This is a genomic window from Planobispora longispora (genome assembly GCF_016863135.1).
Taxonomy (GTDB): Bacteria; Actinomycetota; Actinomycetes; order Streptosporangiales; family Streptosporangiaceae; genus Planobispora; species Planobispora longispora.
Genome location: NZ_BOOH01000019.1, coordinates 267,257 through 293,071 on the forward strand (window position 1 = coordinate 267,257; position 25,815 = coordinate 293,071).

General features: G+C 68.6%; 32 protein-coding genes and 1 tRNA gene. 22 read left to right on the forward strand and 11 right to left on the reverse strand.

Annotated elements, in window-relative coordinates; translation table 11 throughout:
• Positions 1 to 12: 12 nt before the first annotated feature.
• Together Plo01_RS12275 and Plo01_RS12280 are read right to left on the reverse strand one after the other, a co-directional pair.
• Positions 13 to 693 (reverse strand): LmeA family phospholipid-binding protein, encoded by a 681-nt coding sequence (locus Plo01_RS12275; RefSeq protein WP_203890663.1) that lies wholly within the window; start codon positions 691 to 693, stop codon positions 13 to 15.
• 119 nt (positions 694 to 812) lie between these two features.
• Entirely contained in the window at positions 813 to 1,064 is a 252-nt protein-coding gene (locus Plo01_RS12280; RefSeq protein WP_203890664.1) for a MoaD/ThiS family protein, read from the reverse strand.
• Between the two features lie 271 nt (positions 1,065 to 1,335).
• On the opposite strand from Plo01_RS12280, the gene Plo01_RS12285 reads away from it, so the two are divergent.
• Positions 1,336 to 2,049 carry a response regulator transcription factor gene (locus Plo01_RS12285; protein WP_203890665.1) on the forward strand — a complete coding sequence of 238 codons (714 nt, stop codon included), beginning with the start codon at positions 1,336 to 1,338 and terminating at the stop codon, positions 2,047 to 2,049.
• A gap of 223 nt (positions 2,050 to 2,272) precedes the next feature.
• Here Plo01_RS12285 and Plo01_RS12290 read toward each other — a convergent pair whose 3' ends face one another.
• The gene (locus Plo01_RS12290; RefSeq protein ID WP_203890666.1) at positions 2,273 to 4,072 is read right to left on the reverse strand and encodes a bifunctional metallophosphatase/5'-nucleotidase; all 1,800 of its coding nucleotides are present in this window, start codon (positions 4,070 to 4,072) and stop codon (positions 2,273 to 2,275) included.
• A 226-nt stretch (positions 4,073 to 4,298) separates the two neighbouring features.
• On the opposite strand from Plo01_RS12290, the gene mshD reads away from it, so the two are divergent.
• Together mshD and Plo01_RS12300 are read left to right on the forward strand one after the other, a co-directional pair.
• Complete coding sequence (gene mshD / locus Plo01_RS12295; protein ID WP_203890667.1) at positions 4,299 to 5,204, forward strand: mycothiol synthase; 906 nt, start codon at positions 4,299 to 4,301, stop codon at positions 5,202 to 5,204.
• A gap of 277 nt (positions 5,205 to 5,481) precedes the next feature.
• Positions 5,482 to 5,685, forward strand: coding sequence for a hypothetical protein (locus Plo01_RS12300; protein ID WP_203890668.1), 204 nt, complete (start codon positions 5,482 to 5,484; stop codon positions 5,683 to 5,685).
• Positions 5,686 to 5,861: 176 nt separating this feature from the next.
• Here Plo01_RS12300 and Plo01_RS12305 read toward each other — a convergent pair whose 3' ends face one another.
• The 3 genes from Plo01_RS12305 to dcd all read right to left on the reverse strand — a co-directional run bounded on the left by Plo01_RS12305 (position 5,862) and on the right by dcd (position 8,318).
• Positions 5,862 to 6,866 (reverse strand): inorganic phosphate transporter, encoded by a 1,005-nt coding sequence (locus Plo01_RS12305; protein WP_203890669.1) that lies wholly within the window; start codon positions 6,864 to 6,866, stop codon positions 5,862 to 5,864.
• Positions 6,867 to 7,484, reverse strand: a complete 618-nt coding sequence (locus Plo01_RS12310; RefSeq protein ID WP_068920980.1) for a DUF47 domain-containing protein — start codon at positions 7,482 to 7,484, stop codon at positions 6,867 to 6,869. It lies immediately after the preceding gene.
• A 258-nt stretch (positions 7,485 to 7,742) separates the two neighbouring features.
• Positions 7,743 to 8,318, reverse strand: coding sequence for a dCTP deaminase (dcd, locus tag Plo01_RS12315; protein WP_203890670.1), 576 nt, complete (start codon positions 8,316 to 8,318; stop codon positions 7,743 to 7,745).
• A gap of 112 nt (positions 8,319 to 8,430) precedes the next feature.
• Here dcd and Plo01_RS12320 point away from each other — a divergent pair.
• From Plo01_RS12320 to Plo01_RS12330, 3 genes are all read left to right on the forward strand, one after another.
• Positions 8,431 to 8,504, forward strand: a tRNA-Gly gene (locus tag Plo01_RS12320).
• A 158-nt stretch (positions 8,505 to 8,662) separates the two neighbouring features.
• The gene (locus Plo01_RS12325; protein ID WP_203890671.1) at positions 8,663 to 8,992 is read left to right on the forward strand and encodes a DUF6247 family protein; all 330 of its coding nucleotides are present in this window, start codon (positions 8,663 to 8,665) and stop codon (positions 8,990 to 8,992) included.
• The gene (locus Plo01_RS12330; RefSeq protein WP_203890672.1) at positions 8,993 to 9,238 is read left to right on the forward strand and encodes a hypothetical protein; all 246 of its coding nucleotides are present in this window, start codon (positions 8,993 to 8,995) and stop codon (positions 9,236 to 9,238) included. It abuts the gene before it with no gap.
• 334 nt (positions 9,239 to 9,572) lie between these two features.
• Here Plo01_RS12330 and Plo01_RS12335 read toward each other — a convergent pair whose 3' ends face one another.
• Positions 9,573 to 10,373, reverse strand: a complete 801-nt coding sequence (locus Plo01_RS12335) for a tyrosine-type recombinase/integrase (RefSeq protein ID WP_239316183.1) — start codon at positions 10,371 to 10,373, stop codon at positions 9,573 to 9,575.
• A 156-nt stretch (positions 10,374 to 10,529) separates the two neighbouring features.
• On the opposite strand from Plo01_RS12335, the gene Plo01_RS12340 reads away from it, so the two are divergent.
• Positions 10,530 to 10,772: a hypothetical protein gene (locus Plo01_RS12340; protein WP_203890673.1), complete on the forward strand. Its 243-nt coding sequence runs from the start codon at positions 10,530 to 10,532 to the stop codon at positions 10,770 to 10,772.
• A gap of 506 nt (positions 10,773 to 11,278) precedes the next feature.
• On the opposite strand, the gene Plo01_RS12345 is transcribed toward Plo01_RS12340, so the two are convergent.
• Complete coding sequence (locus Plo01_RS12345; protein ID WP_203890674.1) at positions 11,279 to 11,794, reverse strand: hypothetical protein; 516 nt, start codon at positions 11,792 to 11,794, stop codon at positions 11,279 to 11,281.
• Positions 11,795 to 12,204: 410 nt separating this feature from the next.
• Here Plo01_RS12345 and Plo01_RS12350 point away from each other — a divergent pair, with 410 nt between their 5' ends.
• The 6 genes from Plo01_RS12350 to Plo01_RS12370 all read left to right on the forward strand — a co-directional run bounded on the left by Plo01_RS12350 (position 12,205) and on the right by Plo01_RS12370 (position 15,485).
• Positions 12,205 to 12,657, forward strand: a complete 453-nt coding sequence (locus Plo01_RS12350; RefSeq protein ID WP_203890675.1) for an ASCH domain-containing protein — start codon at positions 12,205 to 12,207, stop codon at positions 12,655 to 12,657.
• A 149-nt stretch (positions 12,658 to 12,806) separates the two neighbouring features.
• Complete coding sequence (locus Plo01_RS12355) at positions 12,807 to 13,070, forward strand: hypothetical protein (RefSeq protein WP_203890676.1); 264 nt, start codon at positions 12,807 to 12,809, stop codon at positions 13,068 to 13,070.
• Between the two features lie 373 nt (positions 13,071 to 13,443).
• Positions 13,444 to 13,581: a hypothetical protein gene (locus Plo01_RS40200; RefSeq protein ID WP_239316185.1), complete on the forward strand. Its 138-nt coding sequence runs from the start codon at positions 13,444 to 13,446 to the stop codon at positions 13,579 to 13,581.
• A 394-nt stretch (positions 13,582 to 13,975) separates the two neighbouring features.
• A complete protein-coding gene (locus tag Plo01_RS40205) occupies positions 13,976 to 14,098 on the forward strand; it encodes a hypothetical protein (protein ID WP_239316261.1) in 123 nt (40 codons plus the stop codon).
• A 444-nt stretch (positions 14,099 to 14,542) separates the two neighbouring features.
• The gene (locus tag Plo01_RS12365) at positions 14,543 to 14,908 is read left to right on the forward strand and encodes an ACT domain-containing protein (protein WP_239316187.1); all 366 of its coding nucleotides are present in this window, start codon (positions 14,543 to 14,545) and stop codon (positions 14,906 to 14,908) included.
• A gap of 115 nt (positions 14,909 to 15,023) precedes the next feature.
• Complete coding sequence (locus tag Plo01_RS12370) at positions 15,024 to 15,485, forward strand: SRPBCC family protein (protein WP_203890679.1); 462 nt, start codon at positions 15,024 to 15,026, stop codon at positions 15,483 to 15,485.
• A gap of 214 nt (positions 15,486 to 15,699) precedes the next feature.
• Here the strand turns inward: Plo01_RS12370 and Plo01_RS40930 are convergent, their stop codons facing one another.
• Positions 15,700 to 15,831 carry a hypothetical protein gene (locus Plo01_RS40930; RefSeq protein ID WP_275415378.1) on the reverse strand — a complete coding sequence of 44 codons (132 nt, stop codon included), beginning with the start codon at positions 15,829 to 15,831 and terminating at the stop codon, positions 15,700 to 15,702.
• A 13-nt stretch (positions 15,832 to 15,844) separates the two neighbouring features.
• Positions 15,845 to 16,270 carry a DUF4259 domain-containing protein gene (locus tag Plo01_RS12375; RefSeq protein ID WP_203890680.1) on the reverse strand — a complete coding sequence of 142 codons (426 nt, stop codon included), beginning with the start codon at positions 16,268 to 16,270 and terminating at the stop codon, positions 15,845 to 15,847.
• Positions 16,271 to 16,484: 214 nt separating this feature from the next.
• Here Plo01_RS12375 and Plo01_RS12380 point away from each other — a divergent pair, with 214 nt between their 5' ends.
• Together Plo01_RS12380 and Plo01_RS12385 are read left to right on the forward strand one after the other, a co-directional pair.
• A complete protein-coding gene (locus tag Plo01_RS12380; RefSeq protein ID WP_239316189.1) occupies positions 16,485 to 17,084 on the forward strand; it encodes an NUDIX domain-containing protein in 600 nt (199 codons plus the stop codon).
• 168 nt (positions 17,085 to 17,252) lie between these two features.
• Entirely contained in the window at positions 17,253 to 17,753 is a 501-nt protein-coding gene (locus tag Plo01_RS12385; RefSeq protein ID WP_203890681.1) for a GyrI-like domain-containing protein, read from the forward strand.
• 153 nt (positions 17,754 to 17,906) lie between these two features.
• Here the strand turns inward: Plo01_RS12385 and Plo01_RS12390 are convergent, their stop codons facing one another.
• The gene (locus tag Plo01_RS12390; protein WP_373871679.1) at positions 17,907 to 18,692 is read right to left on the reverse strand and encodes an alpha/beta fold hydrolase; all 786 of its coding nucleotides are present in this window, start codon (positions 18,690 to 18,692) and stop codon (positions 17,907 to 17,909) included.
• 229 nt (positions 18,693 to 18,921) lie between these two features.
• On the opposite strand from Plo01_RS12390, the gene Plo01_RS12395 reads away from it, so the two are divergent.
• From Plo01_RS12395 to Plo01_RS12425, 7 genes are all read left to right on the forward strand, one after another.
• The gene (locus Plo01_RS12395; protein WP_203890683.1) at positions 18,922 to 19,719 is read left to right on the forward strand and encodes a class I SAM-dependent methyltransferase; all 798 of its coding nucleotides are present in this window, start codon (positions 18,922 to 18,924) and stop codon (positions 19,717 to 19,719) included.
• A 326-nt stretch (positions 19,720 to 20,045) separates the two neighbouring features.
• Positions 20,046 to 21,434 (forward strand): MFS transporter, encoded by a 1,389-nt coding sequence (locus Plo01_RS12400; RefSeq protein WP_203890684.1) that lies wholly within the window; start codon positions 20,046 to 20,048, stop codon positions 21,432 to 21,434.
• Between the two features lie 101 nt (positions 21,435 to 21,535).
• A complete protein-coding gene (locus Plo01_RS12405) occupies positions 21,536 to 22,270 on the forward strand; it encodes a J domain-containing protein (protein ID WP_203890685.1) in 735 nt (244 codons plus the stop codon).
• A 217-nt stretch (positions 22,271 to 22,487) separates the two neighbouring features.
• A complete protein-coding gene (locus Plo01_RS12410; RefSeq protein WP_203890686.1) occupies positions 22,488 to 23,192 on the forward strand; it encodes a hypothetical protein in 705 nt (234 codons plus the stop codon).
• Complete coding sequence (locus tag Plo01_RS12415) at positions 23,192 to 23,911, forward strand: thymidylate synthase (protein ID WP_203890687.1); 720 nt, start codon at positions 23,192 to 23,194, stop codon at positions 23,909 to 23,911. Before Plo01_RS12410 ends, Plo01_RS12415 begins: the two co-directional genes overlap by 1 nt.
• Positions 23,814 to 24,572: an HAD-IA family hydrolase gene (locus tag Plo01_RS12420; RefSeq protein ID WP_203890688.1), complete on the forward strand. Its 759-nt coding sequence runs from the start codon at positions 23,814 to 23,816 to the stop codon at positions 24,570 to 24,572. The genes Plo01_RS12415 and Plo01_RS12420 overlap by 98 nt, the downstream gene beginning before the upstream one ends.
• A 91-nt stretch (positions 24,573 to 24,663) precedes the next feature.
• Complete coding sequence (locus Plo01_RS12425; RefSeq protein WP_203890689.1) at positions 24,664 to 25,635, forward strand: 2-hydroxyacid dehydrogenase; 972 nt, start codon at positions 24,664 to 24,666, stop codon at positions 25,633 to 25,635.
• Positions 25,636 to 25,815: the final 180 nt, after the last annotated feature.

Consider the following 25,815-nt stretch of genomic DNA (forward strand, 5'->3'; position numbering starts at 1 on the left):
GACCGGACCCGCTCACCCCCGCAGCGGGACGTCCGCCGCCTCGGCCGTGATGCGCAGCCCCTCGGCGCCGGGCTCCACCCCGGTCACCTTGAGATTGAACGGCAGCTTCCCGAGCGGGATGCGGTAGGTGATGAACCGCTCGGGGTCCGGCACCGTGATGCCGCCGCCGAGCGTGACCTTCTCGGGCGTGAACCGGACGCCGTTCTCGGTCAGGTCGATCTTCATCCTGGCCTTCACCGGCACCTTCTGCCCCAGGAAGGTGATCTCCCCGTTGACGTCGAGACCCGCGTCGCTGACCTGGATCTCGATTCCCTGGGGCGCCCTCTGGTTCAGCACCTCCTCGGGGACCACCACCGAGCCCACGACCCGCTCGGCGCGGATGTCCACCTGGTCGGCGCGGAGCACCAGATCCGACAGGGGCGCGGTCACCCCGTACAGCGTGGCGTTCACGTCGGACATGCGGATGCCGGCGAGGGTCATCGCGCCCATGTCGACCTTGACCTCGTCATAGCGCCCGGCGACCGCCTGGGTCAGGAACGGGATCCCCTCGATGGTCACCTTGGGCGGGGCGGCCAGGTCGTAGCGGGCGGTGGCCTGGGTGGCGATCTCCTTCTCCACCCCGGCGACCGCGACCCGGTCCAGGACGGCGACGAGGACGAGCAGCAGGATCAGAAAGGCGAGCAGCTTGCGCATCCGACTCCTCGTCGTTCGTTCTCAGCCCTGTTCCCGCCCGGGTGGGGCCGGAGATCCCGGGTTCAGGACAGGGTGCCACCGGAGCACGTCCCCCGGCAATCTTGTCCGAAACGCAGGCGTCATCCTCCCGCGAACGGCGGGAGGACCTCCACCGTCGCCCCCTCCGGGAGCACGACCGCGTCATGCGCCCTCCTGCCCACCGGATCGCCGTCCACCAGGAAGGACGAACGGGCGGCCACCCGCCCCAGCTCGTCGCGGCCCGCGGTGACCTTGGTCACCAATTCCGCCAGGGTCGCGGCCTCGAAAGGCTCCTCCGCCGTCCCCGCCGCGTCCTTCGCCGCCGCCCAGTAGCGGATCGTTCCCGTCGCCATGTGGCATCCAACTCCTAGAAAGCATCCATTGTGAGGTTACGGTTACGTGGAATTAACCGCATATCAACTGTTCACCAGGTGGACGATCAGTGGACGTCCCTTCTTCGTCGGATATCCTCGCCTAGGGACCTGGGCGACGTAGCCCCCGGGTCCTTACGTGTTTTTTGTACGGCTGCCGCCGGCATGACGCGCAAAGGAGGTCCGTGACGCACCGAGGGAAACGGGCCGCCGCACGCGACGGTCTGGGGGAGAGCCCGGCGAAGGAGTGCCCGTGAGCAACCTCCTGCTTCTCACCAATGCCCTGGAGCCCTCGGCCGAGGTGCTCCCGGCTCTGGGGCTGCTGCTCCACTCGGTCCGCGTCGCCCCGGCCGAGGCGTCGGCGCTGATCGACGCTCCACCCGCCGACGCCGTCCTCGTCGACGCGCGCCGCGAGCTCGTCCAGGCCAAGGGGCTGTGCCGCCTGCTGCGGACGACCGGCCTCGACTGCCCCCTCCTGGTGATCGTCACCGAGGGCGGCCTGGCCGCGATGACCGCCGAGTGGGGCGCGGACGACGTCATCCTCGACAGCGCGGGCCCGGCCGAGGTCGAGGCCCGGCTCCGGCTGGCCGTGGGCCGGCTGAACCTGACGACCGCCGACGAGACCCCCGACGAGATCCGCAGCGGCGACCTCTCCATCGACGAGGCGACCTACACCGCGCGGCTCCGCGGCCGCGCGCTCGACCTGACCTTCAAGGAGTTCGAGCTCCTCAAATACCTGGCGCAGCACCCCGGACGGGTGTTCACCCGGGCGCAGCTCCTCCAGGAGGTCTGGGGCTACGACTACTTCGGCGGCACCCGGACCGTGGACGTCCACGTCCGGCGGCTCCGCGCCAAGCTCGGCGCCGAGTACGAATCGCTGATCGGAACGGTCCGCAACGTCGGTTACCGCTTCGTGCCCGAGCGCGGGAACGAGCCCTCCGACGACCGCGAGCCCGCCCGCCGCTGACCCTCCCGACCCCGCCGGGCGTCCGACCGCGAGCCCGCCCGCCGCTGACCCTCCCGACCCCGCCGGGCGTCTGCCCGCCGCCGCCTCTTCCCGGCCCGCCGGGCGTTCCGCCGTGGAACGCCGAGAGGGCCCGCCGGACGAATTCGGCGGGCCCTCCCGTCATTCCCGCGCGGTCACGGCTCGTTCCCGCACTGCCGTGCCCGCGTGACCGCGGTCACCACCGCTACGGCTTGACCGTGATGTGGTCGGGAACCGGCGGCGCGATCAGCGGGTTGGCCGCGAAGTAGGCGGCGAAGGCGTCGATGTCGAGCGGGCCGCTCCACAGCTCCGTGCTCAGCTCGAAGGTGTCGAAGGCGTCGCCGCCGCCGACGAGGAAGTTGTTGGCGGCGACCCGGATGGTCTGGGTGTCCGTCACGGGAACGCCGTCGATCTTCATGTCGGAGATCTTCGAGCCCCACGCCGCGCCGGCGCTGTAGGCGTAGGTGAAGTTCGACGACGGCTGCAGGATCTTGGTGAAGGCCTGCTTGTTGGGCCCGCCGGGGAACTGCTCCTCCAGGATGGTCTTGAGCTGCGCGCCGGTGACCGTGACGACCTGCACGAGGTTGTTGAACGGCTGGACCGTGAAGGCCTCGCCGTACGTCACCACGCCGTCGCCCTCGCCCGCGGGCGAGCCGGCGTAGTTGAGGCTGGCCCGCACGCCGCCCGGGTTCATCAGCGCGATCTGGGCGTTGCCGCCGGTCTTGGTCGCGGCGAGCTGGCCGTCGGCGATGAGGTTGCCGAGCGGGGACTCGCCGGAGGCGACGGCCGTGTTGACGATGTCGGCCGTGATCTTGCCGATCGGCTTGTTGGCGACCGAGGAGACGCGGTCCTTCCAGGTCTGGACGAACGTGGAGATCTCCGGGTCGGGGGTGACGGTCCGGGTCACGACGTGGTTGTCGGCGACCACCGAGGAGCGCACGACGTCGCGGGTCCGGGCGTCCACCTGGAAGTCGACCTGGGTGATCACCCGGCCGAACGAGCCGCCCTGGCTGTAGAGGCGCTGGTTGCCCTTGGGGTCGGTCACGGTGCACAGGTAGGCCTGGTGCGAGTGGCCGCTGAGGATCATGTCGATCTCGGCGTCCACCTGGGTGGCGATGCGGTTGCCCGCGCCGGGCACGGCGCTGCAGGCGTCGGGCGACTGGTTCGGGGTGACCTGGTCGCCCTCGTGCACCAGCACGACCTGGGCCTTGACGCCGACCAGCTTGAGCAGCCTGGAGGCGACGTTGGCGGCCTTGACCTCGTCGATGAACTCCAGGTCCTTGATGCCCTCGGCGGTGACGATGTTCGGGGTGGTCTGGGTGACCAGGCCGATGAAGCCGACCGGAACGCCGTTCATCCAGCGGATGGAGACCGGGGGCAGGGCGGGGATGCCGTAGTCCTTCAGCAGCGCGCGCAGCGAGTTCGGGTTCGCCTTCCCGCCGAGGGCGGCCAGGGCCTCCTTCTCGGCGGTGGCGCTCTTCCGCTTGAGGAGCACGTTGGCGCCGATGTAGTCGTACTTGGCGCCCTTCCACTCACCGGCGGGCGAGCAGCCGTCCACCGGGTGGCAGCCGCCGTACATGATGCGCTTGAGCTCGGCGTAGCCCTCGTCGAACTCGTGGTTGCCCACGGCGGAGGTGGTGACGCCGATCTTGCCGAGGAACTCGACCGACGGCTCGTCGTGGAAGGCCGCCGAGACCAGCGGGGTGCCGCCGATCAGGTCGCCCTGGGCGACCTTCAGGGTGTTCTTGTCGGACAGCTGCTTGAGGTGGGTGGCGACGTAGGCCGCGCCGCCGGCCTCGACCGTGGCGCCGTGCTCGTCGACCATGCGGCCCGAGGAGCCGGTCGGCGGCTCCAGGTGGCCGTGGAAGTCGTTGAGGGAGAGCAGGCGGACCGGGACCGTCTTGGCGGGCTTGTTCCCCGCCTCGGCCGGCCCGGTCGCGATCACGAGCCCGGCCGAGGCGAGGACGCCGGCCAGGGCCAACCGCTGGAAGGAACGGGACATCATGAATCACGACATTAGAGCCGTTATCTATGCAAAGAATGTCTGCAAGGTAACGATTCGCCCTGCTCTGAGATGGCGTTTCTTGCCAACACCCGGACGATCAAGATCGTTTCGATCCGTCCGGCGGCGCTCACGACACTCACAACGATCACCGGTCCGCGCCGGCGCCCCCGGCGACTCCGGCGTCCCGGCGATCTCCCCGGACCGCCGCCCGCCTAGAGTCCAGAGCATGAACGTGCGTGTGGAACACCGGGGACGCCTCGACCAGGCGGAGGTCGCCGCCGTCCTCGGGGTGGTCGAGGCCGCGACGGAGGCCGACGGGGTCCGCCCCCTCAACGAACATGTGATGCTGCACCTGCGGTACGGGGGCGACGAGCGCGCGGGCGCCGTACTCCTCTACGCCGGCGACGAGCTCGCCGGGTACGCGCACGTGGACCCCACGGACCCGGCCGAGGGACCGAGCGGGGAGCTGGTCGTCCACCCCGCCCACCGGCGGCGGGGGTACGGGCGCCGCCTGCTGGAGGCCGTACTGGAGCGGACCGGGGGCAGGCTGCGGCTCTGGGCCCACGGCGGGCACCCCGGCGCCGAGGCGCTCGCGGCGTCGGCGGGGCTGGCGAAGGTGCGGTCGCTGTGGCAGATGCGGCGCCCGCTGGAAGTGCCGCTCGACGAGTACGGGCTCCCCGACGGGGTACGGCTGCGCACCTTCGTCCCGGAGACCGACGGGGAGGCGTGGGTGGCGCTGAACGCCCGCGCCTTCGCCACCCATCCCGAGCAGGGCGCCTGGACGCTGGAGGACCTGAAGCGGCGCGAGCAGGAGTCCTGGTTCGACCCGGACGGCTTCTTCCTGGCGGTGCGCGGGGACCGGCTGGTCGGCTTCCACTGGACCAAGGTGCACGGCGCGGGCGACCACGCGCACGGGCCGATCGGCGAGGTGTACGTGGTCGGCGTGGACCCCGCCGAGCAGGGTGGCGGGCTGGGCCGGTCGCTGACCCTGGCGGGCCTGTCCCACCTGCGCTCACGCGGCCTGGCGCAGGTGATGCTGTACGTGGACGAGAGCAACGCCGCGGCGGTCCGCCTCTACGAGAGGCTGGGGTTCACCCGGTGGAACACCGACGTGATGTTCCAGAAGGGCTGATCACCGGGCTTCTCCCTCCCCGGCACCCGCCGAGCGCACATCGTCCGGGCGTGTCCCTCCGGAGACGGGGCACGGTCTGTCCGTGCCCCTCCGGGCAAGGGACGCGATCCGGGCGTGTCCCTCCGGAGAGGGGGCGCGACCGGAACAGTCTCCCGGCCGTCATGCGAAGACCCTGCCGCCCTCCGGATCGGCGCAGGCTTCCCGATCACGGGACTCGACCTGCGGCACGTGAGCCGACGCCTCCCGGGCGCCCCCCTCGTTCCGCCTGGACGGCCGGATGCCCCTCTCGGGGCGCGCCCTCCACGCGGCCAGCGCCCTCTGCATCCTGGCGGTCTCCTCCGCCCGCTTCCTCGCCGCCTCCGCCCGCTTCCCCGCGGTCTCCGCCCGCTTCCCCGCGGTCTCCGCCCGCGCTCTCGCGGCCTCGCTCCGTGCTCTCGCGGCCTCGGTTCGATCGCGATATCCGTCGCCGTCCATCGTCTGATGGTGCCACGAGGAGGAGTCACGATAAAGGTGGCTTCTCGATTACGGAACGTGATGGGAACCAGTTCCGGGCCGTACGGCGAAGAGCCCCGGCCGGGACGGACGGCCCGCGAGATCAGGAGATCCCGGGAGCCGCCCGCCGGCCGGGGCTCTCCCCGTCGGCGACCGTTCGGCCGTCTACTCGACCATCCAGTGCAGCGCGTAGTAGGACAGCGCGGCGACGAGCGCGGCAGCCGGGATCGTGAGGATCCAGGCGGTCACGATGTTGCCCGCGACGCCCCAGCGCACGGCCGACAGGCGCTTGGTGGCGCCCACGCCCATGATCGCGCTGGTGATGGTGTGGGTGGTGGAGATGGGGGCTCCGAACCCGATGGCCGCGCCGTACAGGACGGTCGAGGCCGCGGTCTCCGCCGCGAAGCCCTGCGGCGGGTCCAGCGCGATGATGCGCCGGCCGAGCGTCCGCATGATGCGCCAGCCGCCCGCGTAGGTGCCCAGCGAGATCGCCGCGGCGGCGGCCAGGATGACCCACTGGGGGATGGGGTCCTTCTCCTGGACGTGACCGCCGACCACGAGCGCCAGGAAGATGACGCCCATGGTCTTCTGCGCGTCCTGCAGGCCGTGACCGAGGGCCATGGCCGCCGCCGAGACCGTCTGGGCGAAGCGGAAGCCGCGGTTGGCCTTGCCCGGGTTGGACCGGCGGAAGATCCACAGAATCGCGATCATCACGGATCCGGCCAGGGTGAAGCCGACCAGCGGAGAGATGATCATCGGGATGACGACCTTCTCCAGCACGCCGCCCCAGTGGATGACGCTGGCCGAGGCGAGCGCGGATCCGATCAGTCCGCCGATCAGCGCGTGGCTGCTGGAGGAGGGAAGCCCGAAGTACCAGGTGATGAGGTTCCACGTGATCGCGCCGATCAGACCGGCGCACACGATCACGAGCCCGTGGGAGCCCTTGGGGGCGTCGATGATGCCCTTGCCGACGGTCTGGGCCACCTGGGTGCCCAAGTGGGCGCCCAGGAAGTTCATCGCCGCGGCCATGAACAGGGCGGCCCTCGGGGTCAGCGCGCGGGTCGAGACCGAGGTCGCGATCGCGTTCGCGGCGTCGTGGAAGCCGTTGGTGTAGTCGAACACCAACGCCACGACCACCACGCCGATGACGAGGGCGAGCGAGAGATCCACTTAGCTTTCCTTGACCGCGATCGACTCGATCGTGTTGGCCACGTGCTCGAACGCGTCCGCGGCCTCCTCCAGCTGGTCGATGACTTCCTTCATCTTCAGCACGGTGAGCGCGTCGTACTCACCGCCGAAGAGCCGGGCCAGCAACCGCCGGTAGACCTGGTCGGCCTGGTTCTCCAGGCGGTTGACCTCGATCCAGTACTCGTTGAGGTTCTTCATGGAACGCAGCCGCGGCATGGCCTCGGCGGTCAGCTCGGCGGCGCGCTCCAGGACCTCGACCTGCCGGACGACCTCCTTGGGGAGGTGCTCGATCTGGTAGAGGACGATGAGGTCGGCGGCGGCCTCCATGCAGTCCATCACGTCGTCGAGGTTGGCCGCGAGGCGGTAGATGTCCTCGCGGTCGAAGGGTGTGATGAAGCTCTCGTTGAGGCGGTTCATGATCGCGTGGGTGCGCTCGTCACCCGCGTGCTCACACGCTCGCATCTTTTCGGCCAGGGCTTCCCTGTCCGAACCTTCACTAATGATCTCGACCAGCAGACGGGACGCTGTGACGAGGTTGTTCGCCGAGTCGGCGAACAAGTCGTAGTAGCTGTCCTCACTTGGTGTGAGACGCAGGCGCACGTCGTTCTCCAGATGTGCGGGGATGGTCCGCAGAGAAGAGTAAGGGTTACCAGCGGAAATGCGAACTTCACCCGGTAGACGCCTACTCTTCGACTTCTGGCTACCCTGCGTATGCCTGGTAACACCCTCGGCGGGAGGGCTTGACAACATCTTTCCGCCGCCCGCTTTATCCGAATTTATCCGCTTTGTGACCACAAATGATCACATGCGGAGGCGCGGCACCCCCGAGGCAGGCATCCGCCTCCGGCGCGAGCCCCCTCAGATGCGGGTGCGGTGGAAGTTCAGGTACGAGCGGCTCGGCGTCGGACCCCGCTGCCCCTGGTAGCGGGAGCCGTACACCTTCGACCCGTAAGGATGCTCAGCCGGCGAACTGAGCCGGAACATGCACAGCTGGCCGATCTTCATCCCGGGCCAGAGCTTGATCGGCAACGTCGCGACGTTGGAGAGCTCCAGCGTCACATGCCCGCTGAACCCCGGGTCGATGAAGCCGGCCGTGGAGTGCGTGAGCAGGCCGAGCCTGCCGAGGGAGCTCTTGCCCTCGAGCCGCGAGGCGATGTCGTCGGGCAGACCGATGACCTCGTATGTGCTGGCGAGCACGAACTCACCGGGATGCAGGATGAACGGCTCGTCCCCCTCGGGCTCGACCAGCCGCGTGAGATCCGACTGCTCGATCGCCGGATCGATGTGCGGGTAACGGTGGTTCTCGAAGACCCTGAAGTAACGGTCGAGGCGCACATCGACACTGGACGGTTGGATCATCTCCGGGTCAAACGGGTCGATCTTGACCCGTCCGGACTCGATCTCGGCTCGAATGTCACGATCGGAAAGCAGCACGTGAGGCAACCTACCAACGCGCGCCGCACCGGAGAGCGCCGGGAAACTCAGTGCCCCGGAGGGTCCAGCGCCGTGTGATTTTCCGCTACAGTGGGGGACGCGGTTCACCGCTGCGGGTGTAGTTCAATGGCAGAACATCAGCTTCCCAAGCTGACAGCGCGGGTTCGATTCCCGTCACCCGCTCCAATCGTTAAGGCCCAGGTCAGGGAGACATCCCCAACCTGGGCCTTGTTCATTTGAGGAGCTGCCGACCGCTTTCCCAAGGCCCGCCGTCGGTACGCTGAAGTCGGGAGCCCTTCCACCGTTCCTCTGTAAGCTCAGAGACAGCGAGAGGAGCCGCCCGTATGACCGCGCAGCCACAGGACTTCCCCGCCATCCCATCCACTCCAGAGAAGAACCTGCGCGCAATCCGTACCGCGCTGGTCACACCGCAAGACCGTGAAGCCTTCGACTCCGGCCTCAAAGCCGTGCTCGACGAGGTCCGGGTCAGCCTGGATCTCAGCGTGCTGAACGCCTTCGTCCATCGCTGGTGGATCTCCGCCTGCGACTCGGCGAAAGATCCCGAAGGACGCCGCCAGATGCACGCCAAGGCCGAGCAGATCACCGCAGGCAAGCAGGCCCTCCGAGGGAAGCCATGGCGTAAGGTCCTGACGGAGCGCGGGGTCGAGCTGTAGGTGTACCACGTCCTGCTCGACCCGATCGCCGAGGAGCAGATCGCCGCGCTTCCCGACGGAGCCCTGCATCCGCTCGCGGAATTGTTCGCCCTGTTGGAGGTCGCGCCGTGGAGCGGGCAACCGTACAACCCGGCCAATCCGAAGGCGAACATGCTCACCCATACCTTCGGCGAGCGCGGCCTCGCCACCTACATCGTGCTCGACGAACAACGTGAGGTGTACGTCATCCGCATCGAATGGCCTTGATCCCGATCTCCCGTGTTCGGTACATCCGCAGTGATCGGCCTTGGGGTAGTTCTTTACGGGCGCTCGAACCCCACCCGATTCTGACCGCGTGCCAGATCCGTGCCAGAACAGACGGGAAACCGCGGTCACTCACGGGGACTCACGGTCAACCGACCCGCCCTGACCTGCACCCCCGTTTTCCCAGCTCAACCCAGCGTGATCAGTAGCCGGTTCCCAAGCTGACAGCGCGGGTTCGATTCCCGTCACCCGCTCCACACTTGAAGGCCCAGGTCAGGGAGACATCCCCCACCCGGGCCTTGATCGTTTCTGAGCCTGTTCTCACCCGCGTGCCAGATCAGTTGATCTTGGCTCCGGCAAGGGGCGGATCGTCACCGTCCTCGCCGTCATCCTTCTGCGGCTTGAGCCCTTCCTTGACGATCTCCCCCAACGCGTCGGCGATCGCCCGGTCTCGGTCCTTGGCGGCGTGCAGATAGATCATCGCGGCCTTGGTGCTGGAGTGGCCCATGCGCGCCATCAGCTCCTTGAGAGAGGCAACGGTCATCGCGGCCAAGGTGTTGCCCGTGTGACGAAGATCATGGATATGGATTGCCGGAAGATCGGCGTCCTTGATCGCCTTGGCCCAGATCTTCGTGAAGTTGCTCCGCCGGAGCTGTGCACCCTTCTCCCCCACGAAGACCAGGCCATCGGGCTCCGCTTCGCTGAACCTCTGAAGGTGCCAGGTCAGGTCACCGATGACGATCTCTGGCAGGACGACCGCCCGAGCGCCCGCATCCGACTTCGGTCGGCCGGTGACCAATTTCCCGGTCTTCATCTCCGAGACCGACGCCTCGATCCTGACCGTCCGCGCCTTGAGGTCGAGGTTATGGCGCCGCAGAGCGGCCAACTCGCCCCATCGCATACTGCCGAAAGTCGCGAGGAGGACCAGGGCGCGGAACCGGGGAGGTACGGCGGCGGCCAAGGTGAAGACCTCGGACACCGTGAGCACGGGCCGTTCTTCCGGACGCTCCACACCGGCGTTCTTGATCCGGCACGGGTTCTTCTTGATCAGATCATCCTCTACCGCCGTGTTGAGGATGCCCCGCAGCAGCCGATACGCCTTGGCAACAGTGGACGCCCCGGGGCCGTCGTCGCTCAAGCGGCGGCGCGCCGCACCCAGCGCCCGCCGCTCCCTTACAACCCGCCGCACCGAGGCCGCGCCACCGCCCAGCCCCGCGTCAACCGGACAGGTCGGCCATGCGATTCCTCATCGCACTCTGTCGCCACCAACGCAGCACCCCATACGATCACCCGCATGAGTGATCCAGAGAACGTGTCCTACGGCTTCCTGGCGCTCTTGAGCCTGGGACTTCTCACCTTGGTCACATCGGGCTTCATCGCGTTCGCCACGGGTCAGCTAGCGGCTTTGGCCATCGTCGGTGTCGGCTTCGTCATCGCCGCCGCGGCCCTGGCCATCTATCAACAACGGAAAACCCCAGCCTCCGGCGGGGGCACTCGGCTCCGGGATGATCACCCGAACGAGCCCGTAGAGCCGTAAGCGGCTGAGGTGGGGCCTGATCTTCCCGTCTGCCTCATCCCAGGCGGAGCCCAGCAGACCGGCTCCTCCGACTCAAGCCCGTCTGTGACCGTTGGCATCCGATGATCGAGGAACGGCCATTGGCTGAGGGACACACGAAAACGGGCTTGCCTCTCCGTCGCCGGCCCGCTGCCCTTCGGGTGGGACGAGGCAGACGGGAAGATCAGTCCGGGCGGGAACGTGCGGGTAGAAGGGTGGTCCCCGGTGCTATCCAGCGTCCCGACGTCGTGCCCGATCGCCTACGACTCAGCTCGCCGAGCCGTACCCCTGCGGGGAGGGGCGGCGCAATGCCGGAGACCATCCGTGACGAGGTTACCTCCGTGCCCGTTGTGTGCCCGTCAGAAGAGTGATCAAAGGGGGCTCACGGGGAACCAAGGGGAACCGAAGCGCTCCCCCGCAGGTCAGTGCTTCCCCAGCTCAGAGACCATGATCGTTCGAGACTTCCCAAGCTGACAATGCAGATCGCTCTATTCCACGCCAGCTTTCCTGGATCGTTCAGAGTTCAGCCAGTACTGAAAGGATGAACTCGTAGATTTGAGCACGGTGGGATCACGTGGCGGCTCAGGCCAGATCTGCAGGAAGTAGTGATCACCTATTTCGATCGCGACCTCTTCGTCCATACCTCTGACGTGGTATCGCAAACGATATGTTCCGGGGCCGGCGGGCAGCGGAGGAAGAGTGTGTGTTGTTCCCCCTCCCCACTCCTCCAGAGAGATCCGCCCTGATGGGGACTCATAGCTGATCTCGACGATGTCTTCATAGCCATCGAGATCAGCACCCGGATCCCGATCGGCGACAGCCACCGTGAACTCCACCGTTCCCCACTGAGGACCCACAACCAGGGAGGCCCTGCCTTTTTCGACTTGGATGATCCCTACAGGGTGGTCCGGCACGCCATCAAACTGGCCGTACGCGTCACACCCTTCATCCACGAGATAGACCTGGCTGTAATCCACCCCCACATCCAGCTGCTTGATCTGCACGACAGGAGTCTCATCTCTGGTCATGGGCGGGAAGCATAGACTTCGCCACCGACAAGATCACCTATTAGCGGCAACGCAACCAGGCCGCCGTCAAGTGATAGACGAAGAGCGAGCTTCCCGTGCCAGATGCGTGCCAGAACAGGCGGGGAACCGCGGTCACTCAGGGGGACTCACGGGGACTCGACCCGCCCTGACCTGCACCCCTGTTTTCCCAGCTCAGCACAGCAAGATCAGTAGCCGGTTCCCAAGCTGACAGCGCGGGTTCGATTCCCGTCACCCGCTCCACACTTGAAGGCCCAGGTCAGGGAGACATCCCCAACCCGGGCCTTGATCGTTTCTAGAGCCTTTCCACGGTGCCGACGCGGATGTCCCAGTCCCGCCGCCGATAGCCGTCGTTAGAGTGATGCGCTGTGACGTCTGACTCCGGCGGGCCGGTCGATCTCGCTTCCTTGCCCAAGGCCGAGTTCGCCTTCCCCGGCCCGTTGCGCGATGCGCTTGTGGCAGCGATCCTCGACGGCCGCAAGACTGCTACGACTGGTCTGATCGCCGAGTACGAACATGAGGGCGAGCCGCTGCCCAAGGTCGGCGAGCGGTCGGTGGTGGTGGACTCCGCCGATCGCCCGGCGGCTGTCATCGAGGTGACGGGCGTGCGTGTCGTGGCGCTGGGGGAGGTGGATACCGCCCATGCGGTGGACGAGGGCGAAGGCTGCACAACGGTCGCGCAGTGGCGTGCGGCCCATGAGAAGTTCTGGCGCAGCCAGGAGATGCGCTCGGCGCTGGGCGATGCCACCTTCACCGTGGACGACACCACCCCGGTGGTCCTGGAACGCTTCCGCGTCATCACCGATCTCCGTACCGCATGACGGCCACGCGCCAGACGGGATGGGATCCGCGGAGGGGGTGTCCCCCTGCAACAGGGGACATTGCTCGATGCGCCACCAGCGATTGAGCCTGTGACAGCCGTGACGGCTCACACCGATTGCCACTCTGATACGCCGCCTACCATGACGCCATGGCCGAGAACCCCATCGATGCAGACAGCCGCTACACCGAACTCCGCAAACTCGGCGAAGAAGAGCGCTACCTGGCCCGAGGACTCCAAGAAGTCCGCGCTGAGATCGCGAGCCTCGTCCATCGGCTCCTGCCGCACCACTCCCGCGCAGAAAAGATCGACGAAGTCGTCAAAGCCAGCGGATACAGCCGCCATCTGATCGACGTTCTCCGCTACAAGGACCACCCCTGGCACCGCCATAGCTCCAAGCGGCAGGACCAGTAAAAACCACCTACGGTCGGTGCCTCCGGCTCCGGGGTGATCGCTCAAGCTGATCATGCACAACGAGATCACCGAGGACGGCGACCGGTCGAACGCCCAGCTCAACCGCCCGGCGAGGCGTCATCCACGCACTTCCCGAGCTGACAGCGCGGGTCCGATCCCGTCCCCCGCTCTAACTACGGGGGTCCACATCAGGAGTCGAATCCTCATCCGAGGCTCAATCGTTTTGGCGAGTCAGTCGATCCTCTGTAGCGCGCATTCCCTCGGGCAGCACATACTTGAGGGGATGAAGCCAGCCAGCGGCGCACCCCGTCGTCACCTGCCCACAAGTCCCTTCAAACCTCCGTCTCCCGCTCCGCCCGCCAGGCGGTTCAGCGTGAACGACCAGGTGACCCATGATCGATATGGTCTTGGCGTCGTCATGAGTGTAGAAGACGAGGTCGCCGTGTTCGTCGATTTCGGATCGCGGCAGGAGCGAATCACCACACCATTCAACAAGCTGTACAAGCTATGAGCCGCGCTGCGGAGAAGCACACAGTGTGAGTACATGCACGCCGCAGGTGAGGATCCTTTCTCCCTCGACCCGGCTGAACGAACACAGGCATGCCGTGGGTAGCGGAAAGCCATACTCTCCCGTGCCCGTTCATACAGCGATCAGTGAGCAGTCACAGGCCCCACGGTCACTCGACCGGCATACGCCCAGTCCAGGGAGAGATTCTTAACCGGGGCCTCTTCCTTTGGGGAGGTGTCGATCACCTTCCCGAGGCCCGCCGTCGGTCCGCTGAAGCCGGAAGCCCTCCCACCGTTCCTCTGGAAGCTCATGGACAGACGAGAGGAGTCACCCGTATGACCGCGCAGTCACAGGACTTCTCCACCATCCCATCCACTCCGGAGAAAACCTGCGCGCAATCCGTACCGCGCCGGTCACACCGCAAGACCGTGAAGCCTTCGGCTCCGGCCTGAAAGCCGTGCTCGACGAGGTCCGGGGCAGCCTGGACCTCAGCGCGCTGAACGCCTTCGTCCACCGCTGACGGATCTCCGCGTGCGACTCGGCGAAAGATCTCGAAGGACGCCGAGGAACAGATCGCCGCGCTTCCCGAGGGAGCCCTACATCCGCAGTGACCGACCTTGGGGCAGTTCTCTGCGGGTCCTCGAACCCCACCCGATGCTGACCGCGTGCCAGATCCGTGTCAGAACAGGCGGGGAACCGCGGTCACTCACGGGGACTCGAGTCAGGAAGAGATTCCCGACTCGAGCCTTGACGGCATGCTGACAGCTCATCGAGGCCACCACGATCACGCCCGTGGACGCGTGCCGCGCTCCGAGCGTCCGCCGTCCGGAGCTGCTGGACTGATCCCGTGACCGGAAGCGTTCGCCCGGTTCCACCGGCCGGACAAGCGTGGAGTCGCGAGATCTCTGGTAGACACGCATTCATGAGCCTCCCTACGACTCAGCACCTGCGCATCGTTTCCCCAGTGTTCGTCGTCGAGCAACTGCCGCACGGAGCGTCGCCCGGGGACGACTGGGTCGTGCTCGTCCGCGGGCCGGAAGGGGTGACCGTTGTCCGTGCGGCCCGGCCCGTGGACTCAGGGGAACGGTGGATCGGTTTCTACAGTGGCGCCACGGCTCATGGCCTGGACGTTCCCGGAATGCTGGCGGCGATCGTCAAGCCGCTGGCAGAGGCGGCGATATCGGTCTTCGTGGCCTCGACCTCCCACGCCGACCTGGTTCTGGTTCCCGAGCGGAAAGAGCAGCAGGCCGTCATCGTCCTGAAGGAGGCGGGACACCAGGTGGAAGGCGGGGACGACGAGACCCGCGAACCTCTCTGGTCGCAGCGCTAGCGATCGCCCCCAGAGCGGATCGCTGCCGAATCGTCCTCACAGGAATCGACGGCGCATCGCGCCACCGCCCCAGGCACCCGCCATGGGCGCTCACAGCACGAACTACGCTCCCCTCATGAAGCCGATGAGTTTTGAGCGGACCATCGCCGCTCCCGTCGAGAGCGTGTGGGCCGCCCTGACCGACATCCCCCGACGCGCGGAGCTCTTCAGCAAGATCGACGTTGTCGAACCGCTCACGGACGGTCCGTTCGGGCTCGGAACGCGCTGGCGTGAGACCCGTACGGTCTACGGTCAGTCATCGAGCGCGAACGTCGAAGTGGTCGAACTCGACGCTCCTCACCGCTTCCTCACCGAGTCCGTCGTCGGACCGCGTTCCACGATGGAGTACGTTCTTCTTCCCGCCCGAGACGGCGCCTCGACAACGGTGCGCGTCACTTCAGAGACAACGGGCGGCAGCCTGATCTACAAGATCGGGGAGGCGCTGGGCCGTTCCCGGATCACCCAGTGCATCGTCGAGAACAACACTCAGGATCTGATCGACCTCGCACATGATTGCGAGTCCCGGCGGGCTTCTTGACCTGAGGAAAGGCCATAACCCGTGCGTCCCTCGCGATCGCCTGGGGGTGGCCGATCTCCGTACGGGGTGGGGGCGGAGCAGGTCATCAGGCCTCACGCCCACGTCTTCCGAACCGGCTCCGCATCGGGAGCACTCAGCGGGCCTCTGGCGAGCGTCGCCGTGGACTCGATGTCCACCTGGACGTCGCCGTCGAGAAGCAACGTCAGCTGATGGCTCACCCGTACGCGGACCAGTGGAAGTGCGGGTCGGGCAGGTCCGACTCCTTGACCGTCTCCACCCGGCGGGCGCGGGGCTTGAAGCCGTTGCGCCCGAGCGGGCCGGCCCAGCCGACTTCCGCGAGCGACATGCATGAGAGCCCCTCAACCAGCGGCCCCTCGCAGGAGGGCAGCACGCAAGGGTTCAGCCTCTGCCAGCAGCGATCGACCGCCATCGGCCTCCTCCCACAGCTGCCGGAGTTCGGAACCCTCCCCGAGGACCCGATCCAGCGCACGCAGTGCGAGCGGCACAAGGTCGTCGGAAAGCCCGACCCTGCCGCCCTCGACCAGGAAATCCGGCGCGTACACCGAGGTGACCGGCGGGCCGCCGCAGCACTCAGCCGCGACGATGGCCGTCGCCGCCATCGCTTCGCACCCCTCGCTCGCATCCAGGTAATCCGCGGACTCCGCTGCACTTTGCAATGCCTGCCGGACCATGCCCGCCCGCGCTTCCGGGGCGGCGTCATGCAAGTCCCCGCACCAGTCGGCGGCCGTGTCGTTGTCGAAAGGACCGCTGTCCCAAGTACCCATGACCTTCACTCCCCACCCACGGGCTTGTCTTCCAACGCGGGCGTCAACGTACAGGTCAGGACTGACACCTCCGGTGGGGGCGCTCCGGTTCCGGGGGTCCTTCCGGCTTTCTCACTCGGGTCGACTCTGAGCTGCGCCCTCGTTTTCCCAGATCGGACCGGGGGAAGCACACTGCCTGCGCATCGCCGGCACCCGTCTCGGTAGCGTTCTGATCATGGCTGCCGACGAGTCGATGAGCACCGGCCAGCGTTCGGATCCGCTCCGCGCCTGTCTGCTGCACCAGATTCGAGACATCACCCCATGGGATGCGCAGGAGTCCGCGCACGCAGCCTGGGCGATGAACTGGATCTCAAGCGAAGCCCCTCTCCATCGGACCCGTAAACCCGACGTGCCCGAGCCCCACCTGGTGAGCTACTTCGTGGCTCTCAACAGTCGTGAGGAAGTGCTCCTCGTGGCACATCGCAAGGCGGGATTGTGGTTGCCGAGCGGAGGACATGTCGAGCCGGGGGAGACCCCATGGGCCGCCGTCGTCCGCGAATGCCAGGAAGAGCTGCATATCCCCGCAGTGCCCTCCCCCCTTGCCGGTGACCGTCCCTTCTTCATCACCGTCACTCGCACCCGCGGCGAAGGCTCCCATACCGACGTGTCGCTCTGGTACGTCCTGGACATCGAGACGATCAGTTCCTATGACCGTGAGGAGTTCGCCGGGATCAAATGGCTGACGTTGCCTCAGGTGCTCGACGAACCCATCGAGATCCTCGACCCGCATATGCACCGGTTCACTCGCAAATTGATCGCCGCTCTCGCCCCCTGAGCCTCCAGCAACGCCGGACGGCTCACGGCCGGGCTCGCCCGCGTGCCGGCCGAGCCCGCCTCATTGGAAGATCGACCTCATTGGAAGATCGACTCGGCACCGCCCGATGCGGCATAGTGATGCCGCCCAGGCGCATCAGGCGCGCGGGCGACATCGCGGAGGGTGCGGATGGAGCTCATCGAGGGCCCCTCGGTCGTCGTCAAGCCGGACCGGCACTGTGCCGGCATCCGAGTGGTCACCCCGTTCCGCGGCATGTTCGCCGTCCGGGACAGGCTCATGGACGAGCTGTACGGCCGGCTCGATGAGCGGGGCGTCGATTTCGGCCCCACCTTCTTCCGTCTCCACGTGATCGACATGGCCGGCTCGATGGATGTGGAGGTCGGTGTGGTCACCGACGGGCCCGTCGAGGGTGACGGCCGGGTGCTGCCCGGCGTGCTGCCCTCGGGCCGGTACGCGACGCTGACCTACGTCAACCACGGCCGCCGGGCGAACCGTACCCTGATCGAGTGGGCACGAGAGCGGGACCTCGCCTTCGACTGCGTGGAGAACCCGGCCGGCGACCGGTTCGGCTGCCGGTACGAGGCCTATCTCACCGATCCGCGGTCCGAGCGGATGAAGACCCGATGGCGCGTCGAACTCGCCATCCGCCTGGCCGATGAGACCTCCTGACCAGGGGCGCCTCTCGCGTGACCGCTTCCAGCTGACGCCGCGTCCAGAGGCGGTAGGCGTTCCAGGCGGGGACGAGACGGTCGGGGAACACGCCGGCGAAGGCGGCGGGCCGGACGACCCGGGCGATCTTCCGGGACCGGGCGCCGAGCCCTGTCAGGCGGCTCCGCCGCCGAAGAAGTCGGCCAGCGCCGGGACCAGCACGTCGTCGGGCACGCCGTGCCAGTCGCCCTTGAGCGCCAGGTGGCGGCCCCGGGGCAGGGCCGCCGCCACGCCCTCGGCCCAGCCGCGCAGGCGGTCGTCGCTGGACTCGCTGTTGACGACCAGGGCCGGGACGGTGACGGACCGGAGCGTGTCGCGGGAGACGGCCGGGGTTATCCGGCTGTCGTAGGCGAGCGTGTGCGCGATGCCCTCCAGCATCGGGAAGAAGGGGGCCTGCCGCATGCCCGCGGTGATCTCCTCGGGGACGCCGATGCTCCGGTGGAAGTGCTCGACCGCGTCGGCCCGGCGACCGGCGGCCACGAGCTCGTCGATCTCGGCTGCGAGGTCGCCCTCGTCGTCCTGCGGCGGCTGGTCGAGGATGATCGGCGGTTCGAGGAGCGAGAGCATCGAGATCGGCAGCCCGGCCGCCGCTCCGAGCAGGCCCAGGACCGCGCCGGAGGAGAACCCGTGCACGAACGCCCGCCCTCCGCTCGCCTCGATCACGGCCGCGAGATCCTCTATCTCCCGCTCCACCGCGTACGGCGGGGTGTCGCCGCTCTCGCCCCGGCCGCGCCGGTCGTAGGTCACCGCCGTGAACCTGTCGGCGAGGCGCTCGGCGAGCGAGCCCATCGGCCCGAACCCCCGGAACCCTCCCGCCGCGTCGACCAGGACGAGCACCGGGCCCGCCCCCGCCTTCTCGAATGCGATCCGCGTGCCATCGCGTGACGTCACCGTGGCCATGGTGATCCCTCCGTCCGATGGCCTCCGACGGTACAGAGCGGCACCGACAAATCCGCGGGCCCGGCGCCCGTGCCCTGACGACGCCTGTCGCGCTCATAGGGGTGGACGTGCTCTGCCCGGCGCCTTCACGCGCGGCCCGAGTCCGGCGCGTTCACATGTGCGGTCCGTACGGGGAATCCGCCAGCCGCGCCGGGTTCCCCGCACGACGCGGCCCCGTATCGTCACGTTCATGGCACATGACATGTGGGCCGTCGGCGACGCGTACGAGCGCTACATGGGGCGCTGGAGCCGCCCGGCGGCCGCGGCCTTCGTGGCGTGGCTCGGCGTTCCGGCCCGCCGGAGCTGGCTGGACGTGGGCTGCGGCACCGGTGCGCTCGGCGGCGCCGTACTGGCCGCCGCGGAGCCCGCCACACTGGTCGGCGTCGATCCTTCGGCGGGTTTCGTCGCGCACGCCCGGGCGCGGACCGGCGACCGGCGGGCCCGGTTCGTGGTCGGCGACGCCCGCTCCCTGCCGTTTCCCGGCGGCCGCTTCGACGCGGCCGTCAGCGGCCTGATGCTCAATTTCGTGCCCGAGCCGGCCGATGCCGTGGCGGAGCTGGCCCGGGTCGTGACGCCCGGCGGCACGGTCGCGGCCTACGTGTGGGACTACATCGGCGGCATGACGATGCTCCGGCGGTTCTGGGACGCGGCGACCGCTCTCGACCCCGCCGCGGGCGATCTGGAGGAAGCGGTGCGTTTCTCCATGTGCCGTCCGGAGCCGATCCGCCGCCTGTGGACCGGCGCGGGACTGGCCGGCGTGGTGGTCGAGGCGATCGACGTGCCGACCGTCTTCCGCGACTTCGACGACTTCTGGACGCCGTTCCTCGGGGCGCAGGGTCCGGCTCCCGCGTACGCCGTGTCGCTCACCGAGGATCACAGGTCCGCCCTGCGCGAGCTGCTGCGCGAGCGTCTTCCCGCCGAGCCCGACGGGTCGATCGCGCTCTCCGCCCGCGCGTGGGCCGTACGCGGAGAACCCGGAGACGCTTGAGACGACCGCGTCGGCGCCACGCGGCGGGCCGCAGCGGGATCCACCGCCAGGTGCTCCAGGACGATGAGCGATTCCGTGTGCGTCAGCGGGCTCTCGGCACGCTGGACGATGTTCGCCGTTTCGCCATGGCGTGGCCGAGGACACCCGCCGGGGACGGCGGAGGCCGCCGGGATAACCACTGCCCTTTCCGGGCGGGGTCTCCTAGACTCGGCAGCATGAGACGACGACATTGATGAACTTCTAGAGGTCGACACGGGACGCGCTGCCGCGGACCGCCGGACGTGCGCAACGTCCGGAGTCCGAGTCCGTCCCCGTGGAAAGACCTCATGATCATTAATTCTTCGCGCCCGCGCGGCACGCGCGCGAGGCGGCTCGCCGCCGCGCTCTACGTCTACACGTTCCTCGACGATCTCATCCTGCTCTACCCGGTGTACGCGCTGTTGTTCGCCGACACCGGCCTGTCCGTCTCCGAGATCTCCTCTCTCTTCGTCATCTGGGCGCTCACCGGCATCCTGCTGGAGGTCCCCTCCGGCGTGTGGGCCGACGCCGTCTCGCGACGGCTGCTGCTGTGCCTGGCCCCGCTCCCGGCCGCCGTCGGTTACACCCTCTGGGTCGCCGCCCCTTCCTACTGGGCCTTCGCCCTCGGGTTCGTTCTGTGGGGGGTGCGCGGGGCGATGACCTCGGGAGCCTTCGAGGCGCTCGCCTACGAGGAGCTCGACCGCCTGGGCGAGGCCGGGCGGTACGCCCAGATCATGGGCCGCGCCGAGGTCGTCGGCATCTGCGCGGTGGCGCTGGCCACGGCCGTCGCGAGCCCGGTGTTCGCCGTCGGCGGCTACCCGGCGCTGGGAGCGGCGAGCGTGCTCGCCTGTCTGCTGTGCGCGCTCTCCGGGATGCTCCTCCCCGAGCATCGGTCATCGGATGCCCGGGCTGCGCAGGTCACGGTGGCCTCGGCGGCCGCGGTGGTCGCTCCGGGGGCGCTCTCCCCGGGCGCTCCGAGCGGCGCAGGCGAGGACGGCGAGGACGGCGAGGACGGCGCTCCGGATGACGACGGGTCCGGCGGCCCCGATGAAGCCGACGAGGACGACGAGGACGACGGCCCGCGCGGGTACCGCGCGATTCTGCGGTCCGGTCTCACCGAGGTGCGCGGCAACCGTTCCGTACGGCGGGCGCTACTGCTCGTTCCCGCGACGGCGGCCGTCTGGGGCGCGCTGGAAGAGTACGTCGCCCTGCTCGTGGAGGAGACCGGCGTCCCGACGTCCTCCGTGCCCCTGTGGGTGCTGCTGGTCTGGGCGGGCGTGACGGCCGGCAGCCTGCTCGCGGGGGCCGGACGGCGGATGACCGCCCGGTCGTTCGCCGCGCTCCTCGCCTTGGCCGCGCTCGCCCTGGGCGGTGGAGCCGCAGCCGCCCACCCTGGCGGGCTCGTCCTGGTCACCGCGGCCTTCTGCGTCTTCCAGATGGCGACCCTGGTGGCCGACGCACGGCTGCAGGAGAGGATCACGGGACCGAGCCGGGCGACGGTGACCTCCCTGGCCAACCTCGGCACGGATCTGGCGACGGTCCTCGTCTACGGCGTCTACGCCGCCCTTTCCGCGTTCGCCGGACACGGCATGATCTTCGCGCTGCTCGCGGTGCCGTACCTCGGCCTGGCGCTCGCGGTGGCGTATGACGCGCGGGTGTGTGAAAAGGCGCGGATGCGGAGGAGAGTCACCCCCTGAACATGCTCACAACCGTATAAAACATCACACCGGAGCAGGTCGTACGTTTGCTCCCATGCCAGACTGGATCTTCCCGAGATTTCCGTGCGGACGGGGATTACATGGGCGCTGACCATCTCCAGGGGAAAGATCCGTATCACGTGCTCGGCGTCCCGTTCACCGCCACGCCCGAGGATCTGCGGCAGGCCTACCGGCGGCTGGCCCGCCGGTACCACCCCGACAAGAACCCCCAGGGCCATGCGATGTTCGCCGAGATCGCGAGCGCGTACGGCCTGCTCTCGGACCCGGAGCGGCGTCTCCGCTACGACCTCGAACGGCGATCCGCCCCGTCTCCCCAGGAGGCGGAGGACGATCGCTGGACGGCACCCGCTCCGGAGCGCACGCCTCCCGCGCCGGAACACGCGGCCGCGGGCTCCGCGGGCTCCGCGGGCTCCGCGAGCTCGGCGAACTCGGCAGGCTCCGCCGCTTCCGCGAGCTCCGCGGGCCGTACGGCCACCGCTCCCCCGGGCCGGCCGTACGGCGAGCGGCCGAGCGGGCGGCGGGCCCGGCCGGAGCAGGGGGAACGCCCCGAGGACCCGCTGGCCCGGCTGGAGCGCCTGCACGGCCCGCGGCCGACCGCCGGGACGGTCGTCAAGCTGCTGTTCTACCTCCCGGCGGGAGGCTTCCTGGCCGTTCTGACCAGCGCGTTCATCACCGTCTCGCTGGGCGACGCGGCCCGCGACACCGGCCGGGCGGCGGCCATCGTGATCTGGCTGGCACTGTGGAGCTTCCTGGTCGTCGTCAAGGTCAGGCTGTGGCTGCTCTACCGCCGCGTCTCCGGCGCGGGCGGGCGGTGAGCGGGCCGCCCGCAGGCCTCTCCCGCGAGACGTGAAAGACCCGCACACTTTTCCCTCTTCATGAAAGATCCGCGTTCTTAGCGGAACCTCCCTATAGAAGCCGCTGAGCTTGGCAAAGTCATCAAAGATAAGTCGGTAAAACCCGCGCGTCGCGCTGACAAGTGCGTCAAAATTTTCTTACTGGGAAAGTTCACCAACCCGCGAGGCTGGGGCCCCGATGAAGAAGATGTTGCCGCGGATGTCCGCGGAGTCGCTGCCCGAGAGACTCGACAACCTGCCCGTGGACTCAAAGGAATTCCTCCAACTCGTGGCCGTGGACTTCTCCGGGACCTATCACGTCTACCTGGCCTCGAAAGACGAACGGATCAAGATGACCCGGCTCTCCATGAGCCTGCTGGCCGCCCCGTTCGCCGCCGCGGTCGCGCTCGCCAGCGCGAAGGTGATCCCGCCGTCGGCCCTGATCACCTGGGAGCAGGCGCCGGGTTACCTGTTCGCGATGGTCGCCGCCTTCGGGCTGCTGAGCTTCCTGCCGTTCCTGCGCCTGATCGAGGCGGTCAACGCGCACATGCGCACCGCCCGGGCGCTCAACAACTTCCGGCTGCTCTACGTGGTCCAGCTCAAGGACCACTTCTCCGCCCTGGGCTGGTCCCCGAACCTGCCGGTGGACCCGCGCTACCCGGAGACCTACGCGCCCCTCGCCTGGCCGGGGGTCAACGTGATGATGCTGGCCCTGGTCAACAGCTCCTACATCGCGGTCGGCACCCTCGGGCTGTTCCGCGCGGAGCTCCACCCGCCCGTGGTCATGGTGATCATCAGCCTGCTCGCGCTGGTCCACTACTTCGTCTACTACGTGCGCGCCAACGTCTCGCGTCAGCGCCGACTTCCCCAGAATCCCTTCCATTTTCCCAATGTGGAGACTTGATGGCAGAACTCCTCCGATTCGCGTCCTGTGGGGAGACCTGGATTTGGCTGATGCACCACGTGAGAGACAACGGCGGGCCCGCCGAGGACGACCGGGGTCCGATCATCGAGGCTCCGCCGGTGCTGTTCGAGATCGCCGACCTCGACTGGGACGATCCCGTCCTGGAGTCGTACGGCGACGCCGGCAAGATATCGCTCTACAGCAGCAAGTTCAGCGAGCTGACGGTCGTACCGCCGTTCAAGTACAGCTACGGCGGCCGGATCCGCCGGTTCCTCGGGGTGAACCAGTTACGCTGGGTCGCCGACGTGCTGCGCGCGAAGCCGTACAGCAAGAGCGGCTGGATCTCGCTGACCGGGCCCGGCGAGCGGCAGGACGCGGTGCCCTGCCTGACCGCGCTGGCCTTCCGCCTGCGGGAGGGGCGCCTGGCGATGACCGCGACATTCCGATCGCAGAATGCGTTCACTTCCTACCTGAACTACGTGCCCCTGCGTAGTATCCAGTGCGAGGTCGCGGACGATCTCAAGGTGAGCTGTGGATCAATGAGGATTTTCGTCGACGTTCCGCACATCTACGCCGTGGATGTGCCGGCGGTCGACGAGATCCTCCGGCTGTCGGAGCGCGATGAGACCGGCGAGGGAGAGTCGCTACCGGGTCCTGCTGGTCGATCTGGACGGGACCGTGATCGACTACGCCCGGACCGAGAACAGCGCGCTTCGTGAGGTGCACCGCCGGTTCTTCCGCAGCGGCCTGAGGGCGTTCCTGCGTGACTTCCACGCGGTCAACGAGCCGCTCTGGGCCGCCTACCGCGAGCGCCGGATCGGCCTGGAGGAGCTGCGGCTGGAACGCTGGGCCCGGCTGGGCGCCGGGCCCGGGGTCGCCGCCGCGTTCGAGGACGCCCTCGGCCGCCACGCGGTCCTCTTCCCCGAGGCGCGCGAGGCGTTGCGGCTGCTGTCCCGGCGCTTCCAGCTGGCCCTGGTGACCGACGGCCTGCCCGCCGTGCAGCGGGTCAAGCTCCGCCGTACGCGCATCGAGAGGTTCTTCCGGCAGGTGGTGATCGCCCCCGAGGCGGGCCTGCGCAAACCCGACGGCGCGCTGCTCCACCACACCATGTCGCTGATGGACGCCAAGCCCGACGACTCCCTGATGGTCGGCGACTCCCTCGTGAGCGACGGCGGGTGCGCGCGGGAGGCCGGGGTGGACTTCTGCCTGGTCGACCGCACCGGCGGCGCCCGCCTCCCGGACGCCTCCGACATCCCCGTCCACTGGACGGTCACGGACCTCGGCGTCATGTGGTGGTCCATCTCCATGAGCGTCTCCATAGACGTCTCCGCCGATCTCCCCGCCGACGTCCCGGCCGACATGCCCACGACGTCGCCGTAGACGTCCCCGCGGCATCGCTGCGATGATCCGGGTTCGGGCTGCCCCGCACCCCGAGCCCCGTACGACCGAGCCGCCGCCCCCGGGAGACCGCATGCCGCTGAAGAACGTCCTGGTCGCCATCGCGCCCCACGTCGGCGGCCGCCAGGCCGGATCCGCGCTCGGCTCACTCTTCTCCGGGCGCGCGCAGGTCACCGTGGTGGAGTCGCTCGACGAGGATCCGGAGGCGCTGCGCGGGGCGCATGTCGTCCTCACCGCGCTGGCCCCCGTCACCGCCGCGCACCTGGCCGCCGCTCCCGCCCTGGAGCTGGTCCAGTGCACCAGCCACGGCTACGAGCACGTGGACGTGTCCGCGGCCCGACTGCACGACGTGCCCGTGTTCACCATCGGCTCCAGCGACGCCGAGAGCCACAGCGTCGCCGAGCAGACCTTCGCGCTCATGCTGGCCCTGGCCAAGCAGCTCGTCCCGGCGCACAACGCCCTGACGGAGGGAGAGTGGCCGCTGCCCCGCGTGCGCGGGTCGCTGACCGAGCTGTCGGGCAAGACCCTCGGCATCGTCGGCCTGGGGGCGATCGGCCGGGAGGTCGCCCGCCGGGCCGCCGCGTTCGGCATGACCGTGGTGTACGCCTCCCGCACCCCGGCCGCCCCGGAGGTCGAGGAGCGCCTGGGGGCGCGCCGCCTGCCGCTGGAGGAGCTGCTGAGCACCTCCGACTACATCAGCCTGCACGCTCCGCTCACCGCCGGGACCCGACATCTGCTCGACGCCGGTCGCCTGGCCCTGCTCAAGCCCACCGCGTTCGTGGTGAACACCGCCCGCGGCGCGCTGATCGACCAGGACGCCCTCGCCGACGCCCTGGAGCGCGGCTCCGTCGCCGGGGCCGGCCTCGACGTCTACGACCCCGAACCCCCCGGCACCGGCCTGCGGCTGCTGCGGGCCCCCAACGTCGTGCTCTCCCCGCACGCCGGAGGGGTGACGCGGGAGGCCGTGGTCCGCATCGCCCTCGCCGCGGTGCAGAACGTGACCGACCACCTGGACGGCAAGCCGCCCCGGGACATCGTCTCCTGAGTCTCCTGACGGATGCCAGGCGGGGCGGCATCGGCAGCACCACCGCCGCCTGCGCCCGGGCCTACCTCCCCCGGACAGCCCGCTCGCCGCCGACGCCGTCATGATCAGCCCCTACCCGGGGTTCGGATCGCTCCAGCCGGTGGTCGGCCTGGCCCGCGGGCACCTGTCTCGGTGACCGGG